The organism is Ciceribacter sp. RN22 (genome assembly GCF_024054295.1).
GTDB lineage: Bacteria > Pseudomonadota > Alphaproteobacteria > Rhizobiales > Rhizobiaceae > Allorhizobium > Allorhizobium lividum.
This window is the reverse complement of the sequence record NZ_JAMXLD010000002.1, coordinates 348,846-365,170: the sequence shown is the minus strand read 5'-3', so window position 1 is coordinate 365,170 and position 16,325 is coordinate 348,846. Positions and strand designations below refer to the sequence as shown.

Sequence of the window (16,325 nt, the reverse complement as noted above, 5' to 3'; positions counted from 1 at the left end):
CCCAAGAACAAGAGGGGGAATGACCATGAAGACACTTCTGACTGCTGCCCTGATGAGCGCCCTGATGGCGGGAACGGCGTTCGCCGACACGACGCTGAAGCTCGTGGAAGTCATCACGAGCCCCGAGCGCACCGACACCTTGAAATCTATCGTTTCGACGTTCGAGGCCGACAATCCCGGCACCAAGGTCGAGATCATCTCGCTGCCCTGGGGCGAGGCCTTCCAGAAGTTCGCCACCATGGTCTCGGCCGGCGAAATCCCGGACGTCATGGAAATGCCGGACACCTGGCTCTCGCTCTACGCCAATAACGGCATGATCGAGAGCCTCGAGCCCTATCTGAAGGAATGGAACCAGACCGCAGACCTCTCGGACCGGGCCCTGGAACTCGGTCGTGACGTCAACGACGCGGCCTACATGCTGCCCTACGGCTTCTATCTGCGCGCCATGTTCTACAACAAGAAGCTGCTCTCCGAGGCCGGCGTCTCCGAACCGCCGAAGACCATGGACGAGTTCGCCGACGCTGCGAAGAAGGTCTCTGGCCTTCCCGGCAAGTACGGTTACTGCCTTCGCGGCGGTCCGGGCGGCTTGAACGGCTGGGTGATGTTCGGCGCCTCCATGGCCGGCAACAACGCCTTCTTCACCGAGGACGGCACCTCGACCTTCAATTCCGAAGGCTGGGTCAAGGGCCTCACCTGGCTCATCGACCTCTACAAGAACGGCTACGCGCCGAAGGACAGCGTCAACTGGGGCTTCAACGAGATCGTCGCCGGCTTCTACAGCGGCACCTGCGCCTTCCTCGACCAGGATCCGGATGCCCTCATTGCGATCGCCCAGCACATGAATGCCGACGACTACGGCGTCATGACGATGCCGAAGGGACCGGACGGCAAGACTTTCCCGACCATCGGCTATGCCGGCTGGTCGATGATGTCGGCGAGCGAAAACAAGGACCTCGCCTGGAAACTGATCGCCACACTCGAAGGCAAGGAAGGCAACATCGAGTGGAACAAGCGGACCGGCGCTCTGCCGGCGCTGAAGTCCGCTGAAAACGACCCCTTCTATTCGAGCCCGCAGTTCAAGGGATGGTTCGAGGAACTCTCTGACAAGGACGCGGTCCCGACCGTCATGCCGACGCATCTGGAAGAGTTCGCCTTCTTCAAGGACTCGCTGGTGATCAAGACCTCGCAGCAGGCGCTCCTCGGCGACATCACCCCGCAGGAACTGGCGGACCAGTGGGCCGACTACCTGACAAAGGCCCAGCAGAAATATCTGGCGAAGTCGAAGTAGTGGCTGAACAGCCTCCTCTCCCCAACCCCTCCCCACAAGGGGGAGGGGCTTTGGTCACGGGACCGTCGCGTCCCGATGGCCGGGTGGAGGTCATGGCCTGGCAGGCAGAGGGGGAATTCTCCTGCTCCGTCTCCCGAGATGAATAAACACCAAGAAGAAGCGATCAGGCAGGGCTTTGCCTGTTCCCTGTGACCAGCTACCCCGAACGGAACGCCGCCGATGACCTCGCCTGCCCGCGCCGATGACCGGAGATCGCTGATGAAGCGATTGGCCGATGCGTCGGAACCCTATCTCTATAGCGCACCGGCGCTCGTCCTGATCGTCGCCGTCATGCTGGTGCCGCTGGCGCTCGGCATTTCCTACGCCTTCCGCGACATCCAGCTGCTCAACCCGTTTTCGGGCGGCTTTATCGGCCTTGATCATTTCCGCGCGCTCGGCCGGGACCAGGATTTCTACCGGGCGCTGAAGAACACGCTCTGGTGGACGGGCGCATCCGTCGCCCTGCAATTCATATTCGGCCTGATCCTCGCCCTCCTCCTCGACAAGCCCTTCTACGGCCGAGGGCTGGCGCAGGCGCTCGTCTTCCTGCCCTGGGCCGTACCGAGCTTTCTCGCTGGCCTCAACTGGGCGTGGCTGTTCAATCCGGTGATCGGCCCCCTGCCCCACTGGCTTTATGCGCTCGGCGTTCTCGGCGAACCGAACAACATCCTCGCCGATCCCGAGCTTGCCATGTGGGGACCGATCGCCGCCAATGTCTGGTGGGGCATACCCTTCTTTGCCATCACGCTTCTTGCCGCTCTTCAGGCGATCCCGCGCGACCTCTACGAGGCCGCCGCCATCGACGGCGCCGGCCCCGTCCAGCGCTTTCTGTCGATCACACTGCCCTTCCTCGCGCCGACCATCGCAATCACGGTCCTGCTGCGCACCGTCTGGGTCTCGAACTTCGCCGACCTCATCATCGTCATGACCAATGGCGGGCCTGCCGACCGGACGCAGATCGTCGCCTCCTACATCTTCACCCAGGCCTTCAAGCGGCTCGATTTCGGTTATGCCTCGGCGATCGCGCTGGTGCTGCTCGTGCTGCTGCTTGCCTATTCCATGCTGATCGTGCTGCTTCGCCAGTCGCTTCTGAACAAGGGCTGAGACCATGAGGCCATCCCGCATTCTCCTCACCGTCGCCCATCGTCTCGCGATCCTCTGTTATGTCGCCGTCGCGCTCTTTCCGCTGTTCTGGCTTTTGAAAGTATCGGTCACGCCGAACAGGCTGCTCTACAGTGAGGGCGTGCGCATGTGGCCCTCCGAGATGACTCTCGAACACTTCACCTTCGTCATCGCCCACAGCGCCTTCCCGACCTTCTTCAAGAACAGCCTGATCGTTTCCGGCGCTACCGCGCTCGTCGTCACCGTGCTCGCCTCCCTCTCCGGCTATGCGCTGTCGCGCTTTTCCTTCCGGGCAAAGTACTGGATCGTCGCGCTGATGCTGCTCACCCAGATGTTCCCGCTGGTCATGCTGGTCGCGCCGATTTTCAGGATACTCTCGCCGCTCGGGCTGACCAACAGCCTCACCGGTCTCGTCATCGTCTACTCCGCGTTCAACGTCCCCTTCGCGACCTTCCTGATGCAGTCTTTCTTCGACGGGATCCCGAAGGACCTGGAGGAAGCCGCGATGATCGACGGCGCCACCCAGTTCGTCGCCTTCCGGCAGATCATCCTGCCGCTGACGCTGCCCGGCATCGCGGCGACGCTCGGCTTCGTCTTCACCGCCGCCTGGAGTGAGCTGCTCTTCGCCCTGATGCTGATCTCCGGCAACGACGCGGCGACGTTCCCGGTCGGACTTCTGTCCTTCGTATCCAAATTCTCCGTCGACTTCGGGCAGATGATGGCGGCGGGCGTGCTCGCTCTCATCCCGGCCTGCCTCTTCTTCCTCCTCATCCAGCGCTATCTCGTGCAGGGCCTGACGGCCGGCGCGGTCAAAGGCTGAAAGGGTTACCCATGGCTTCCATCGATATATCCGGCGTCCGGAAGAGTTACGGCCACTTCCCCGTTCTGCACGGTGTGGACCTCTCGATCCGGAATGGCGAATTCATCGTTCTCGTCGGTCCCTCCGGCTGCGGCAAGTCCACGCTTCTGCGCATGATTGCCGGGCTGGAAGAGGTAACGTCGGGGGAAATCCGCATCGCGGACAGGCGGGTGAACGAGCTGGCGCCGAAGGACCGGGACATCGCGATGGTGTTCCAGTCCTATGCGCTCTATCCCCACATGTCGGTCGCCGAGAACATGAGCTACAGTCTGAGGCTGCGGAAGACGGCAAAGGAAAAGATCACGCGCGTCGTCGCGGACGCTGCCACCAAGCTCGGTCTCGATCCCCTGCTCGCGCGCCGCCCGAAGGCGCTCTCGGGCGGACAGCGCCAGCGCGTCGCCATGGGGCGGGCGATCGTTCGCCAGCCGAAGGCCTTCCTGTTCGACGAACCGCTCTCCAACCTCGACGCACGTCTGCGCGAACAGATGCGCGCCGAAATCAAGAAGCTGCACGGCGAACTCGGCGCCACCTCGATCTACGTGACCCACGACCAGATCGAGGCCATGACACTTGCCGACCGCATCGTCGCCATGCATGGCGGCACTGTCCAGCAGGTGGGCTCCCCCCTCGATCTCTACGATCGTCCGGCCAATCTCTTCGTTGCCGGGTTCATCGGTTCCCCGGGGATGAACTTCATGAAGGGACGCTACATGAGCGCCGGCGACACCGCGACCGTCATCCTTGCCGACGGATCTCCCGTTGTCGTCGAGCCGAGAGGCAGCCTCGAAACCGGCACCGAAGTGACCCTCGGCATTCGCCCCGAGCACGTCGTCATCTCCCCGACCGGCGCCATCGAGGCCGAGCTCGAACTGGTCGAGCCGACCGGCTTCGGCATCATCATGCACCTCTCGCTGCATGGCCTGCCGTTCAAGATCTTCACGACCGACCGCTCGGTTCTCGGTGCCGGGTCGAGGGTCCGCGCCGACTTCCCGAAAGATCGCCTGCACGTCTTCGATGCCGGTGGCAATCGGGCGGACTAGGTGCCCTGCCTGCCGAAGCCGATCGGCGCGAGAGTGTCTATCGCGAAGCAACTCTGCCTTGCACCAACGTCCAAGCCCCCCTAAGCTCGCGCAAGCGACTGCAACGATTGAAGGAGGGAAGAAACGACCATGAAACACGTCAATATTCTCGCAGGCGCCGTCCTGGCGCTGGGTCTCGCCGCAACGGCCGCATCACAGCAGATGGCCTTCTTCCGTATCGGCACGGGCGGCACCGCCGGCACCTACTATCCGATCGGCGGGCTGCTGGCGAACGCCATCTCAAGCCCGCCCGGTTCGCGCTCGTGCGAGGAGGGTGGCGCCTGCGGCGTTCCGGGCCTCGTTGCGTCGGCGCTCTCGTCGAACGGCTCCGTCGCCAACATCAATGCGATCGCCGGCGGCTCTCTGGAGTCCGGATTCGCCCAGTCGGACGTCGCCACCTGGGCCTACAGCGGCACGGGCATCTGGGAAGGCAAGCCCCCGGTCGAGAAGCTCCGGGCAATCGCCGATCTCTATCCGGAAAGCATTCACCTCATCGCGAGCGCCGGTTCGGGCATCAAGAGCGTGGCCGATCTCAAGGGAAAGCGCGTCTCGCTCGATGAGCCGGGCTCCGGCACGCTCGTCGACGCCCGCCTCATTCTCGAAGGCTACGGCCTGTCCGAATCGGATATCTCGGCCGAGTTCCTGAAGCCGGACCAGGCAGCGGACCGCATGCGCGACGGCGCTATGGACGCCTTCTTCTTCGTGGGCGGCTATCCGGCGGGGGCGATCGCCGAACTCGCGAGCCAGCATGATGTGAAGCTGGTGCCAATCTCCTGCGATGAGGCGCCGATCATCTGTGAGAAGTACACCTTCTTTGGAGGCGACACTGTGCCGGGCGGAACCTATGAAGGCAACCCGGACGACGTGAAGACCCTTGCCGTCGGCGCGCAATGGATCACCAGCGCCGATCAGCCGGAAGACCTGGTCTACGGCATCACCAAGGCACTCTGGAACGACAATACGCGCAAGCAGCTCGACGCCGGACATGCCAAGGGCAAGGCCATCGTCAAGGAGAATGCCCTCAAGGGCGTCGGCATTCCGCTGCATCCGGGCGCGGAGAGGTTCTACAAGGAAGCCGGGCTCCTGAAGTAAGGCACGAACCTGGTATCTTCAGTACAGCAATGCGACCGGGCCGCGCAGTCCATGCGCGGCCCGCGGTTTCCGAGGAGACAGCCGCCATGACCGCAAACACGGACAGACCAGACGCGACGGACGATGTGCGGCATCTGACACCGGACGAGTTGCAGGCGATCGAAGAGACTTACGATCCGGAGCTTCGCTTCCGTGTGCTCGCATGGCCGCTGACGATCATCGCCGCCACGATCCTGTTTCTGCTCTCCTGCTATCATTACTACACCGCGGGTTTCGGCATACCGCAGGCGACGGTTCATCGCGGCCTGCACCTCGGCGTCACGCTGCTCGTTGTCTTTCTGAGTTTCTCGGCTTTCGGAAAGAAGGAGGTCAGGCCGAGCGTCACGGCGCCGTTCGGGCTCCCGGTGGCGGACTGGATCCTTGGCGTCGCGGGACTTCTGGCGGCCCTTTATGTTCCCTGGATATACAGCGAACTGGCGTTCCGAGTCGGCAATCCGCTGCCCATCGACGTCGCCATGGGTACGATCCTGATCGTCGTGCTGCTTGAGGCGGTTCGTCGATCGATGGGCTGGCCGCTGCCGGTGATCGCGATACTCTTCATCGCCTACGCCTACTTCGGCAAGTCGATGCCCGGCATCCTGGTGCATCCGGGCGCAAGCTGGTCGAACATCGTCAATCATCTCTATCTCACGTCGCAGGGCATTTACGGGACGGCGCTCGGCGTGATCGCGACCTATGTCTTCCATTTCGTCCTGTTCGGGGTGATGGCAACGCGAATTGGCCTCGGGCAGCTCTTCATCGACGTGGCCTCGGCGCTTGCCGGCCGCTATGCCGGCGGGCCGGCCAAGGTATCGGTCGTTTCGTCCGCGCTGCTCGGGTCGATCTCCGGATCGTCCATCGCCAACACAGTCACGACCGGTGCTCTCACGATCCCGGCCATGATCCGGATCGGCTATCCGCGTCATTTCGCGGCCGCCGTCGAGGCCGCCGCCTCGACCGGTGGTCAGATCACGCCGCCGGTCATGGGAGCCGTCGCGTTCCTGATGATCGAATATCTCGGCCTGCCGCTGACGACGATCCTGACGGCAGCCCTCGTTCCCGCCTTCATGCACTTCTTCGGCGTGCTGGTGCAGGTACACCTTGAAGCACGGCGGCTCGGTCTCAGGGGCCTTTCCGCCGCCGAACTGCCGAATGCCTGGAAGGTCCTGAAGGAGGGTTGGCTGACAGTGGTGCCGCTCGTCATCCTGATTGCGGTTCTGTTGTCCGGCCGCACACCGTTTGCGGCTGCGTTCTGGTCGATCACCGCCTGCGTCGGGGTGCTGATCGTCCAGCAGGTGCGAGTGCACGGCGTGATGAACGGTCTGCATGGGACAGCCCGCGGCCTTTGGGAGGGTTTCATCCTGGGCGCGCGGCAGTCGCTCTCCGTTACCGCAGCGGCAGCCCTCGTCGGGGTGGTAATTGGCGTGGTGACCCTGACCGGCGTCGGCTTCAAAATTGCTTACATGGTGACCAGCATCGCCCAGGACTGGGCCGGCTCGGTGCACGCGACACTCGGCTTCCTGCCCTTCGAAATGATGACGGTCCCTACCCTGACGCTGCTCTTCACGCTCATCCTGACGGCGGTCGTCTGCATCCTCATGGGTTGCGGCATTCCGACGACAGCCAACTACATCATCATGGTCGCTGTCGCCGCCCCGATCCTCAGCCTCCTCGGCGTTCAGCAACTGGTCGCACATTTCTTCGTCTTCTACTACGGAGTGCTTGCGGACGTGACCCCGCCCGTCGCCATGGCCGCCTATGCGGGCGCCGGGATTGCGGGGGCCAACGCGTTCAAGGCGGGTAACACCGCTTTCCGGCTCAGCATGGGCAAGGCCCTCGTTCCCTTCGTCTTCGCCTTCCAGCCAGCCCTGCTGCTAGTGACCGACGGCTTCACATGGGCGAATTTTTTCCTCGCCTTCGGCGGCACCGTCCTCGGCATCGTCGTGCTTGCGGCTGCGGTCTCCAACTGGCTCTTCGCCCCGCTCTACTGGTTCGAGCGGATTGCCCTCGTCTTTTCGGCGATCCTGCTTGTGGCACCCGACCTGACGGCGACCGTAATCGGAATGCTGCTCGTCGCACCCGTCGCCGCCCGGCAGTTGCTCGGTAAGCGCCGCGCTCCCTTAAGGTAGGCGGCTTTCCTTGCAGCGATTTCAGTGCGTTTACCGAGGGTGCCGCAAAATGCGTTTGCCGTTGGGGCCGACCGGATCTGACTTTGCACATACACGCGAAATAATGTTCTCATTGCAGATGCCTTGAGTTTGCACGGATGAACCGTGCTCTGTGTGTCGCATGTCGGGGGGAACAATGAAGGATAGCAGCGGCGGCGCCATCCGCTCACGAGCGGAAACGGACGCGCGAACCGGTGTCAGAGCCGGGCTCACCTTGCGTCAGATCGAAGTCATACGCGCAGTCATGATCGCCGGCACAATCGCAGGTGCTGCGCGCCTGATGAACGTTGCCCAGCCCGGCGTCAGCCGGACGATGAAACACATCGAAGGCTCGCTCGGCATCAAGCTCTTCGTCAAGAAGGCCGGACGCCACGTCCCGACCGACGAAGCACGCGATATCTTCGCGCAATTGCAGGAAGTGCATCGCAAGGTGGACGACCTCCAGTACTCGATCGGGCGGCTGGAGCGTGGATTGGGCGTTGAACTCGCAATCGGTTCGGTGCCTAGCATCGCCACCGTCATGGCGCCCGAGGCGGTTGCGAAACTCATGCGCTTCTGCCCCGACATCAAGGTCAATTTCGATATTCTCAAGATCGAGGAGGCCATCGATTATCTGTTGCTCGGCAAGGGCGAAGTGGTCGCCATGAGCTACAAGCTGTCTCACCCCTCGATCACCTTTGAGCCGCTGTCGAAGGGGCATCTGGTCTGCATCACAGCCAAGGAGCATCCGCTGGCCAGCCGCTCCATGGTGTCGGCGCGAGAGATCGCCGAATACCCACTGATCGGAATTGACCCGCGCGACCCCTATGGCGCGATCATGGCGGGGATATTCGAGCGCGAAGGACTGCGATACGACATCCCGATCCGGGCCCGGTTCGGCACCACCGTTTGCGCATTGGTCAAACGCAACCTGGGAGTCGCGGTCATAGACGCTTTCACGGTGGGCGACATGGAAAACCAAGGGATCGCGATTATTCCGATCAGCGAGGATACCGTCTTCCAGACCTACGTCGCTTATCGCGCGGATGCCGACCTTTCCAGCTACGCAGAACGGTTCGTGGCGATCCTGCGCCGTGAAATGGACGAACTCATCCATCGGGCGCAGATGTCACGCAAGTCCATAACAAAATGGTACTGATGCTGCAATAAAGAGTATTTGCGTTATGGATCAAAACTTGACAATCATTAGGCGTTTACGACGTCACTGACGACTGCGGCCGAGCGGAAAGAGGATCCGCCGGTTACTACGGAGAACAAAGCAAAACCTTTGAGGGAGGAGCAAAAATGTTGAGGCGCATACAGGGAGCGATGGCCGCTCTCGTACTTCTTGCCGGCGGTGCAGCCGCTGGCGATTATCCGGAACAGGACATCCAGGGCATTATTCAGTGGGGTGCAGGCGGCAGTACCGACCTCGTCATGCGTTCGGTTGCTCCGCACGCGGAGAAGGTGCTGGGCCGCAGCATCGTCCTGTCCAACAAGACGGGCGGCGTCGGTGTGATCGCCACCCAGTTCGTCTCGACGCAACCGTCGGACGGCTATACGCTGCTTATGAGTGCTGAAAATCCGCAACTCTACAAGGTCATGGGCCTGTCCCAGCTCGACTACGCGGACTTCTATCCGGTCAACGTTCTGGCGCGCGGCATACCGGTGCTGGTCGCCAACAACGACGCACCGTTCAACACCATCAAGGAACTGGTCGATTACGTTCAGGCCAATCCGGGGCAGGTCAAGATGGGTTCGACCGGTCCGGGCGGCCTGCCCTCGGTCGTGGGAGGCATGCTGTCCTCGCAGATCGATTTCAAGGTCACCGCTGTTCCGTTCGACGGCGATGGCCCGGCTTTGACTGCCATGCAGGGTGGTGCCGTCGACTTCATGCCGGCCGTCCTTGGCGCCGCCGTCGAGCACGTGAAGGCTGGCCGCATCAAAATTCTCGGTATCTTCGACAGCGAGGCAAGCCCCGTCCTGCCGGACGCCAAACCGATCGTCGCCGATTATCCGGAATTCAAGAAGTTCATGCCGTGGGGTCCGTTCTTCGGCGTCTTCGTCAAGCGTGACACCCCCGACGACATCAAGGCAAAGCTGGTCGAAGCCTTCAAGGCCGGCGCGAATGCACCCGAGTTCCAGAAGCTGATCTCGGACCGCGGCTATGTCTCTATGAACATTTCGGGCGGCGAGGCCGACGACTTCCTGAAGAAGTGGCAGTCGACCACCGCCTGGGTCGTGCATGACGCCGGCATGTCGAAGAAGTCGCCGGAAGAGTTCGGCATTCCGAGACCCTGATCGTCGAACCACGAACCGGCCCGTGATGCGGGCCGGTCAGCGTGCTCACCCCTTGGGGTGATGGGAGGAATATTCATGCAACCGAACGCCAATACACGGCGCCCCGGCGAGATCGCCTTCGGCGCCATGCTGCTGATCTTCAGCCTTTTCATGCTCTGGCAAGCCTACGAAATTTCCGGCTTTTCGTCATTGAGTTCCGCAGGTGCCTTTCCGATGGCGATGGCGGCCATCATGGTCGTAACGACCATGATCTCGTTGCTGCGCTCCTTGCGGCTGCCGTCGCCATCGGGTGGAATGCAGCTCTTCGTCAAAGAGGTTCTGCCGCCTACCGTCGTCGCGTTCGCGCTGCTGATCCTGGGCTATTCGCTGCTCCTGCAGCCACTCGGCTTCGTGCTCGCCTCCTTCACCTTCCTGCTGGTCTCCTCCTGGTTCCTGCAGGCGGGGCAGTTCAGGCGGGCGCTGCTGCTCTCGGTCATATCCATCGTCAGCGTATACATCGTGTTCCGCCTGATCTTCCAGGTCGTCTTGCCTGAGGGGATCATACCCGAACGCAGCATCATGGCCGCCATCGGCAGTCTGTTCGTCGGAGGCAATTGAGGATCATGGAAGCACTCTCCTACCTCTTTTCCTCCTGGCTTCAGCCGAACCTCCTGCTGTTAACCGCCATCGGCACCTTCGCCGGCATCTACATCGGCGCCATCCCGGGTCTTTCTGTTACCATGGCGGTGTCGATCCTGATCTCATTCACCTTCAGCTGGGAGGTCAACCCAGCGCTCGCCCTGATGAACGGCATCTTCATGGGCGGCGTATACGGCGGCTCGCGCACCGCCATCCTTCTGAATATCCCAGGCGCCCCGGCGGCGATCGCCACCGCGCTCGACGGTTATCCCCTCGCCAAGAAAGGTGAAGCGGGTGAGGCAATCGGCCTTTCAACCGTCATGTCCTTTTTTGGCGGCTTCGTCGGCATCATCGTACTTGCCTTCGCCGCCCCCGTCGTCAGCGAATTCGCGATCAAGTTCCAGCCGCGCGACTATATGCTGCTCGCAGTCATGGGTATTCTGCTGGTCGGCTCGCTGTCCGGCGAGAGCATGGCCAAGGGCATCTTTGCGGGCGCGCTGGGCATGCTTCTCGGTACGGTCGGCCTCGACCCGATGACGGCCGAGCAGCGCTTCACGTTCGGCTCCGTGCAGCTGATGAACGGCATCTCTCCGATCGCACTCATGATCGGCCTGTTCGGCGTGTCCGAGGCGTTGCTGCAGCTCCACAATCTCCATGCCGAAGCGGTCAAGCAGAAGGTCGACAAAATCGTTCCGTCCTGGTCCGACGTGAAGAAGTACCTGCCGCTCAGCCTCCAGACCTCCGCCATCGGCGTCATCATCGGCGCACTTCCGGGGACCGGAGGCGATATCGCGGCGCTGATGGCCTATGACCATGCCAAGCGCGTTACAAAGAATCCGGAAGTTCCCTTCGGTCAAGGTGCCAAGGAAGGTCTGGTCGGACCCGAATCAGCCAACAACGCGGCCGTTGGCGGCGCCTACATTCCGATGCTGACACTCGGTATTCCCGGCGACGCGGTCACCGCCATCATCATCGGCGCGCTGTTCATTCATGGTCTGAACCCCGGCCCGCTGCTGATGATCGAGAAGCCGGACATGTTCTGGTTCACGGTCGGCAACCTGGTGCTCGCCAACATCTTCATGCTCATTTTCGGGCTGACGGGTATCAAGATCTTCACCCGCATCGTCGAATGCCCGAAAGCCATCCTGTTCCCGCTTATTCTCCTGCTTAGCGTAGTCGGTGCCTTCTCCATCAACAACGCCATCGCAGATGTCTGGTGGATGCTCGGCTTTGGTGTCTTCGGCTACCTGCTGAAGCTCTACGGTTACCAGGTCGGACCGGTCGTGCTCGGCATCATCCTGAGCCGCCTGATGGACGATAACTGGCGCCGCGCAATCATTTCCGAGCGGGATAGCATTCCGTCATTCCTCCTCGGTGTCGTGTCGAGCCCGCTCTCGCTCGCGCTGCTGCTGACCATCGTTTTCGTCCTTCTCAGTCAGAGCCCGCTTTGGAAATACATCGCGAAACCGTTCGGCAAGCGAGCCGATGCGGCGGCCGGGACGAAGCTGAGTAATAAGGAAAAGTGACATGCCAAGTGGTGCCGTTCGCCTCGGCCTCATCGGAGACAATATCGCCCGATCGCAATCGCCGCGCCTGCATGAGCTGGCTGGCCGGCTTTGTGGCCTCGAGGTAACCTACGAACGGCTCGTGCCGGCCGACATGGGCCGTTCGTTCGAAGCCGTCTTCGAGATCTGCCGAGGCGAAGGCTTCCTCGGCATCAACATCACCTACCCCTACAAGGAAAAGGTGACGAACTACCTGACGGTGCCCGACCGCGCCATCGCCGCGATCGGTGCCTGCAACACCGTACTCTTCGGCAAGGGCGGGCCGACTGGCTACAACACCGACTATACCGGCTTCATGGCGGCGTTTCGCGCTGCGTTCGGCAATGCCCCTCCCGGAAAGGTCGCGATGGCGGGCGGCGGCGGCGTCGGCAAGGCGGTGGCCTTCGGCTTGGCCGGGCTGGGATGCCAGGAACTGGTTGTCTATGACACGTCGCCCGAGCGTGTAACGCCACTTCTCGACGCACTCGGGCAGGCCGGGCTCTCCCTGGAGGTGCGAATGGCAAGCTCCATCGAGGAAGCGGCCGAGGAGGCGGACGGGCTGGTGAACTGCACGCCTCTCGGCATGGTCGGCTATCCGGGGAGCGCCATCCCTGCATCGATCATCGGAAAGCAGCGCTGGGCCTTCGACGCGGTCTACACGCCGGTTGATACCGAGTTTCTCAACGAGTGCCGCCGCGCCGGTCTCGAGGTCGTCAGCGGCTATGAACTGTTCTTCCATCAAGGCGTGGACGCGTTCCGACTCTTCACGGGTATCGAGGTCGATACCGCGAAGCTCCGCCGCGAACTGCGCCGGTGCGAGGAGATGGAGGCCTGACGATGAAGACGTCGATCGCCACGGTTTCGATCAGCGGTGATTTCGAGGAAAAACTGATCGCTATTGCGCGAGCCGGTTTTGACGGAATCGAGATATTCGAGAACGACTTCCTGGCCTTCGACCGTTCGCCGGCCGAAGTCGGGCGTATGGTTCGTGATCACGGGCTGGAGGTGACGCTGTTCCAGCCCTTTCGTGACTTCGAGGGCATGCCGGACCCCTTCCGCAGTCGCAACTTCGACCGGGCGGAACGGAAATTCGATCTGATGGCGGAAGTCGGTACCGACCTCATGCTGATCTGCTCGAACACATCCCCTGTCTCGCTGGGTGGCATAGATCGGGCAGCGGCCGATTTCCACGAACTGGGCGAACGGGCGGCCCGGCGCGGTCTCCGTGTCGGGTACGAGGCTCTGGCCTGGGGACGGCACATCAACGATCACCGCGACGCCTGGGAAATCGTACGCCGGGCCGACCACCCGAATATCGGCCTCATCCTCGACAGTTTCCACACGCTGGCCCGCAAGATCGACGTCAACTCCATTCGCTCCATTCCGGGTGACCGCATCTTCATCGTGCAATTGGCCGATGCGCCGCAGATCGAGATGGATCTGCTCTACTGGTCACGTCACTTTCGCAACATGCCGGGCGAAGGCGACTTGCCTGTGACCGATTTCATGCGGGCTGTCGCCGCCACGGGCTATGACGGCTATATTTCGCTGGAGATCTTCAACGACCAGTTTCGCGGCGGTTCGCCGAGCGCGATTTCCGCCGACGGGCACCGCTCGCTGATCTACTTGATGGATCAGGTGAAGCGTGCCGAACCCGATGTCGCCATGAGCGTTCCGGCCTTGCCCGACAGGGCCGAAGTCGAGGACATTGCCTTCGTGGAGTTTGCCGTCAGTGAGGGTGATGACGAGCGACAGCTGGAAGGTCTTCTGAGCGTGCTGGGCTTCCGGCCGACATCACGGCACAAGTCCAAGGCGGTGACCCTGTTCCAGCAGGGCGGGGTGAACCTGATTCTCAACCGCGACGAACGCGGTTTCGCCAATGCGTCCTATCTGGTGCATGGCGCCAATGCCTACGCGATCGCGCTGATGGTGGACGACGCCGAGGCAGCGCTGAACCGTGCCGTGGCCCTCGGCGCAGAGGCCTTCGAACAACCGGTGGAGCCGGGCGAAGTGGCCATTCCAGCCATTCGCGGGGTCGGCGGAGGCCTCATCTATTTCCTCGATCGCAAGGGCGATCTCGGACGCATCTGGGAAATCGATTTCGAACCTCTGCCGGGCAGCGGCGCGGGAAACGATGCGGGTCTAACGCGTATCGATCATGTCGCCCAGACGGTGAAGTACGACGAGATGCTGTCCTGGCTGCTCTTCTATACCTCGCAGCTAAAGGTGAGGAAAACGCCGATGGTCGATATCATCGATCCGGCCGGCGTCGTGCGAAGCCAGGTGGTCGAGAATGCGACCGGCTCGCTGCGTATCACGCTCAACGGCGCGGAGAACCGCAATACGCTGGCCGGCCATTTCATAGCCGAGACCTTCGGCTCGGGCATCCAACACCTCGCCTTCGAGACAAAGGATATTTTTGCGACGGCGGAGGCGCTGAAGCGGAACGGATTCGTGGCGCTTCACATCTCGCCGAACTACTACGACGACGTGGAAGCCCGGTTCGGCCTGGAGCCTGCGCTGGTGGAAAAGCTGAAGGCAGCCAACATTCTCTACGACCGTGACGAGCAGGGCGAGTATTTCCAGCTCTATTCGCCGACCTACGGGGAAGGCTTCTTCTTCGAGATCGTCGAGCGACGCGGCTATCAGGGCTATGGGGCCGCCAACGCCATCTTCCGCATTGCGGCGCTCAGACGCCATCTCCGTCCGCCGGGGATGCCAAATTTCTAGTTTGCCATTCGCAAACGCTCCGGGCCGGCATCAGCTCTCTCATCATGCTGACTGAGCTGCGGAGATCACGGCCCTCCCGGACCCACGCGTTTGCGCCGCAAGCGTGGTGCGTTCGACGATTTCAGTTGAGGAACGCCGGCGTCAGTGACTTTGCAAACGTCATGTTTTGTTCGCTCAAGACAGACTCTTGTTCGGGATCTCAAAGATGCCTATGGGCATGATGGAACTGTGAGCGCTTTGAACCGATCCGAACCTGAGGCACACCAATCGCCACCGCTCCATGTGTGCGGTGCAGTAAATTCAATTACTTGCCCAATCTTCATGCCCGTGGCGAACTCGTATTACAAAAATTGTCTCATCGTCTTCGATTCGGTAGACAACGAGATGCGCTTTGAAGGGATGAATTCTAACGGGCGGATTGATCTCATCCCGTTCGCGCGCGATGCGTGGATTGGCAGCTATAAGATCAAGTAATGCGAAAAGTTCATCGTGGTAGCGCTTTGCTTGGCCTGCTCCGAACATACGGACACCTTGCTCGGCAATCGCGATAATGTCCTCTTCCGCTTCAACTGAAAGGCTAAAACTCATGACTCGCCGGCACGAGTCATCGCCTCAGCAAAGAGCTCGTCCTTTGATCGTTTGCCAACACCACTTCGGAGCCCGGCATCGACGAAGCTTTGCATGGCGGCGATCTTGTCGTTGCGCATCTGGTCGCGTCGGATCAGGTCGCGCACGTAGTCGCTGGCATTGGAATATCGTCCGGTCCTAGCCTGCGCCTCCACCCAATCCTTCATCGGGTCTGGAAGAGATACATTCATCGTGGCCATCGGCACCTCCATTTGAAGGCACCATAACTGATTTTGGCAAAGTTTGTCAAAGACTCGAACGCCTTGATTGGATCAGAACCGCGGACCAGGAATCCAAGTCGTCTGGCCCGATCAAATCCAAGCGTCATCTGGCGCGGCACCATCCCCGGCCGCTCGCACGGCCGGGGATGTCAGGATTACGCATTGAGCGTTTTGGCAAAGGGCATGAGACGGATCCGCTTGCCGACTCACCTGGCTCTTCGACATGCCGCCCGCACCCATCGCCTTGACCAAATCGTCGACCGAGCGTGTCGAGACGCCGTGGACATATGCTTCCTGGATCACCGCCACCAAGGCCTTCTCGGCCGTTCGACGCGGCTCCAGGAAACTCGGGAAGTAGCTGCCCTTGCGCAGCTTCGGGATCTCCAGCGCGACCCTTCCGGCGCGCGTATCCCAGTCCCGATCGCGATAGCCGTTCCGTTGCACCTCGCGCAGCGGAGAGCGCGCGCCCTTCGCCGCGCCCGTGCGCGCTTCCACCTCCATCTCCATGATGCGATCGGCGGCAAAGGCCAGCATGTCACGACGAAGTCGCTGTCAGCCTGCTTCTCAATCAGCTCGATCAGCGCCATTCTCTCATCGGTCATCGTCGTCTCCGTTTCAG

At 61.7% G+C, this 16,325-nt stretch carries 14 protein-coding genes and 1 pseudogene; 12 read left to right on the top strand and 3 right to left on the bottom strand.

What is annotated here, in order from left to right:
• Positions 1-25 precede the first annotated feature (25 nt).
• From NHF53_RS16785 to NHF53_RS16730, 12 genes are all read left to right on the top strand, one after another.
• Positions 26-1,288 carry a sugar ABC transporter substrate-binding protein gene (locus NHF53_RS16785; protein WP_252835268.1) on the top strand — a complete coding sequence of 421 codons (1,263 nt, stop codon included), beginning with the start codon at positions 26-28 and terminating at the stop codon, positions 1,286-1,288.
• A 219-nt stretch (positions 1,289-1,507) separates the two neighbouring features.
• A complete protein-coding gene (locus NHF53_RS16780) occupies positions 1,508-2,431 on the top strand; it encodes a carbohydrate ABC transporter permease (RefSeq protein ID WP_252835267.1) in 924 nt (307 codons plus the stop codon).
• Positions 2,432-2,435: 4 nt separating this feature from the next.
• Positions 2,436-3,269 (top strand): carbohydrate ABC transporter permease, encoded by an 834-nt coding sequence (locus NHF53_RS16775; protein ID WP_114365245.1) that lies wholly within the window; start codon positions 2,436-2,438, stop codon positions 3,267-3,269.
• An 11-nt stretch (positions 3,270-3,280) separates the two neighbouring features.
• Positions 3,281-4,348 (top strand): ABC transporter ATP-binding protein, encoded by a 1,068-nt coding sequence (locus NHF53_RS16770; RefSeq protein ID WP_252835266.1) that lies wholly within the window; start codon positions 3,281-3,283, stop codon positions 4,346-4,348.
• A 129-nt stretch (positions 4,349-4,477) separates the two neighbouring features.
• Positions 4,478-5,479: a TAXI family TRAP transporter solute-binding subunit gene (locus tag NHF53_RS16765; protein ID WP_252835265.1), complete on the top strand. Its 1,002-nt coding sequence runs from the start codon at positions 4,478-4,480 to the stop codon at positions 5,477-5,479.
• Positions 5,480-5,565: 86 nt separating this feature from the next.
• Positions 5,566-7,647, top strand: a complete 2,082-nt coding sequence (locus tag NHF53_RS16760) for a TRAP transporter permease (protein ID WP_252835264.1) — start codon at positions 5,566-5,568, stop codon at positions 7,645-7,647.
• A gap of 175 nt (positions 7,648-7,822) precedes the next feature.
• The gene (locus tag NHF53_RS16755; RefSeq protein WP_256481282.1) at positions 7,823-8,824 is read left to right on the top strand and encodes a LysR family transcriptional regulator; all 1,002 of its coding nucleotides are present in this window, start codon (positions 7,823-7,825) and stop codon (positions 8,822-8,824) included.
• A gap of 146 nt (positions 8,825-8,970) precedes the next feature.
• Positions 8,971-9,966 (top strand): tripartite tricarboxylate transporter substrate binding protein, encoded by a 996-nt coding sequence (locus NHF53_RS16750; RefSeq protein ID WP_252835263.1) that lies wholly within the window; start codon positions 8,971-8,973, stop codon positions 9,964-9,966.
• 75 nt (positions 9,967-10,041) lie between these two features.
• Positions 10,042-10,563, top strand: a complete 522-nt coding sequence (locus NHF53_RS16745) for a tripartite tricarboxylate transporter TctB family protein (RefSeq protein WP_114365251.1) — start codon at positions 10,042-10,044, stop codon at positions 10,561-10,563.
• Positions 10,564-10,568: 5 nt separating this feature from the next.
• The gene (locus NHF53_RS16740; protein WP_252835262.1) at positions 10,569-12,110 is read left to right on the top strand and encodes a tripartite tricarboxylate transporter permease; all 1,542 of its coding nucleotides are present in this window, start codon (positions 10,569-10,571) and stop codon (positions 12,108-12,110) included.
• A 1-nt stretch (position 12,111) separates the two neighbouring features.
• A complete protein-coding gene (locus NHF53_RS16735; RefSeq protein ID WP_252835261.1) occupies positions 12,112-12,963 on the top strand; it encodes a shikimate dehydrogenase in 852 nt (283 codons plus the stop codon).
• Positions 12,964-12,965: 2 nt separating this feature from the next.
• Positions 12,966-14,858 carry a bifunctional sugar phosphate isomerase/epimerase/4-hydroxyphenylpyruvate dioxygenase family protein gene (locus NHF53_RS16730; protein WP_252835260.1) on the top strand — a complete coding sequence of 631 codons (1,893 nt, stop codon included), beginning with the start codon at positions 12,966-12,968 and terminating at the stop codon, positions 14,856-14,858.
• A 300-nt stretch (positions 14,859-15,158) separates the two neighbouring features.
• Here NHF53_RS16730 and NHF53_RS16725 read toward each other — a convergent pair whose 3' ends face one another.
• The 3 genes and pseudogenes from NHF53_RS16725 to NHF53_RS16715 form a co-directional block, all read right to left on the bottom strand.
• A complete protein-coding gene (locus tag NHF53_RS16725; protein ID WP_252835259.1) occupies positions 15,159-15,446 on the bottom strand; it encodes a type II toxin-antitoxin system RelE/ParE family toxin in 288 nt (95 codons plus the stop codon).
• A complete protein-coding gene (locus tag NHF53_RS16720) occupies positions 15,443-15,685 on the bottom strand; it encodes a type II toxin-antitoxin system ParD family antitoxin (protein ID WP_114365256.1) in 243 nt (80 codons plus the stop codon). Before NHF53_RS16720 ends, NHF53_RS16725 begins: the two co-directional genes overlap by 4 nt.
• Before the next feature lie 222 nt (positions 15,686-15,907).
• Positions 15,908-16,308: pseudogene (locus NHF53_RS16715) on the bottom strand (transposase); the annotation flags it as partial.
• Positions 16,309-16,325 lie beyond the last annotated feature (17 nt).

Bases quoted from the DNA above. Each gene is read 5' to 3' on its own strand.
- NHF53_RS16725 (WP_252835259.1), bottom strand. From the start codon at position 15,446: ATGAGTTTTAGCCTTTCAGTTGAAGCGGAAGAGGACATTATCGCGATT.
- NHF53_RS16770 (WP_252835266.1), top strand. From the start codon at position 3,281: ATGGCTTCCATCGATATATCCGGCGTCCGGAAGAGTTACGGCCACTTC.
- NHF53_RS16755 (WP_256481282.1), top strand. From the start codon at position 7,823: ATGAAGGATAGCAGCGGCGGCGCCATCCGCTCACGAGCGGAAACGGAC.
- NHF53_RS16780 (WP_252835267.1), top strand. From the start codon at position 1,508: ATGACCTCGCCTGCCCGCGCCGATGACCGGAGATCGCTGATGAAGCGA.
- NHF53_RS16730 (WP_252835260.1), top strand. From the start codon at position 12,966: ATGAAGACGTCGATCGCCACGGTTTCGATCAGCGGTGATTTCGAGGAA.
- NHF53_RS16785 (WP_252835268.1), top strand. From the start codon at position 26: ATGAAGACACTTCTGACTGCTGCCCTGATGAGCGCCCTGATGGCGGGA.
- NHF53_RS16760 (WP_252835264.1), top strand. From the start codon at position 5,566: ATGACCGCAAACACGGACAGACCAGACGCGACGGACGATGTGCGGCAT.
- NHF53_RS16720 (WP_114365256.1), bottom strand. From the start codon at position 15,685: ATGGCCACGATGAATGTATCTCTTCCAGACCCGATGAAGGATTGGGTG.
- NHF53_RS16750 (WP_252835263.1), top strand. From the start codon at position 8,971: ATGTTGAGGCGCATACAGGGAGCGATGGCCGCTCTCGTACTTCTTGCC.
- NHF53_RS16775 (WP_114365245.1), top strand. From the start codon at position 2,436: ATGAGGCCATCCCGCATTCTCCTCACCGTCGCCCATCGTCTCGCGATC.
- NHF53_RS16745 (WP_114365251.1), top strand. From the start codon at position 10,042: ATGCAACCGAACGCCAATACACGGCGCCCCGGCGAGATCGCCTTCGGC.
- NHF53_RS16765 (WP_252835265.1), top strand. From the start codon at position 4,478: ATGAAACACGTCAATATTCTCGCAGGCGCCGTCCTGGCGCTGGGTCTC.
- NHF53_RS16735 (WP_252835261.1), top strand. From the start codon at position 12,112: ATGCCAAGTGGTGCCGTTCGCCTCGGCCTCATCGGAGACAATATCGCC.
- NHF53_RS16740 (WP_252835262.1), top strand. From the start codon at position 10,569: ATGGAAGCACTCTCCTACCTCTTTTCCTCCTGGCTTCAGCCGAACCTC.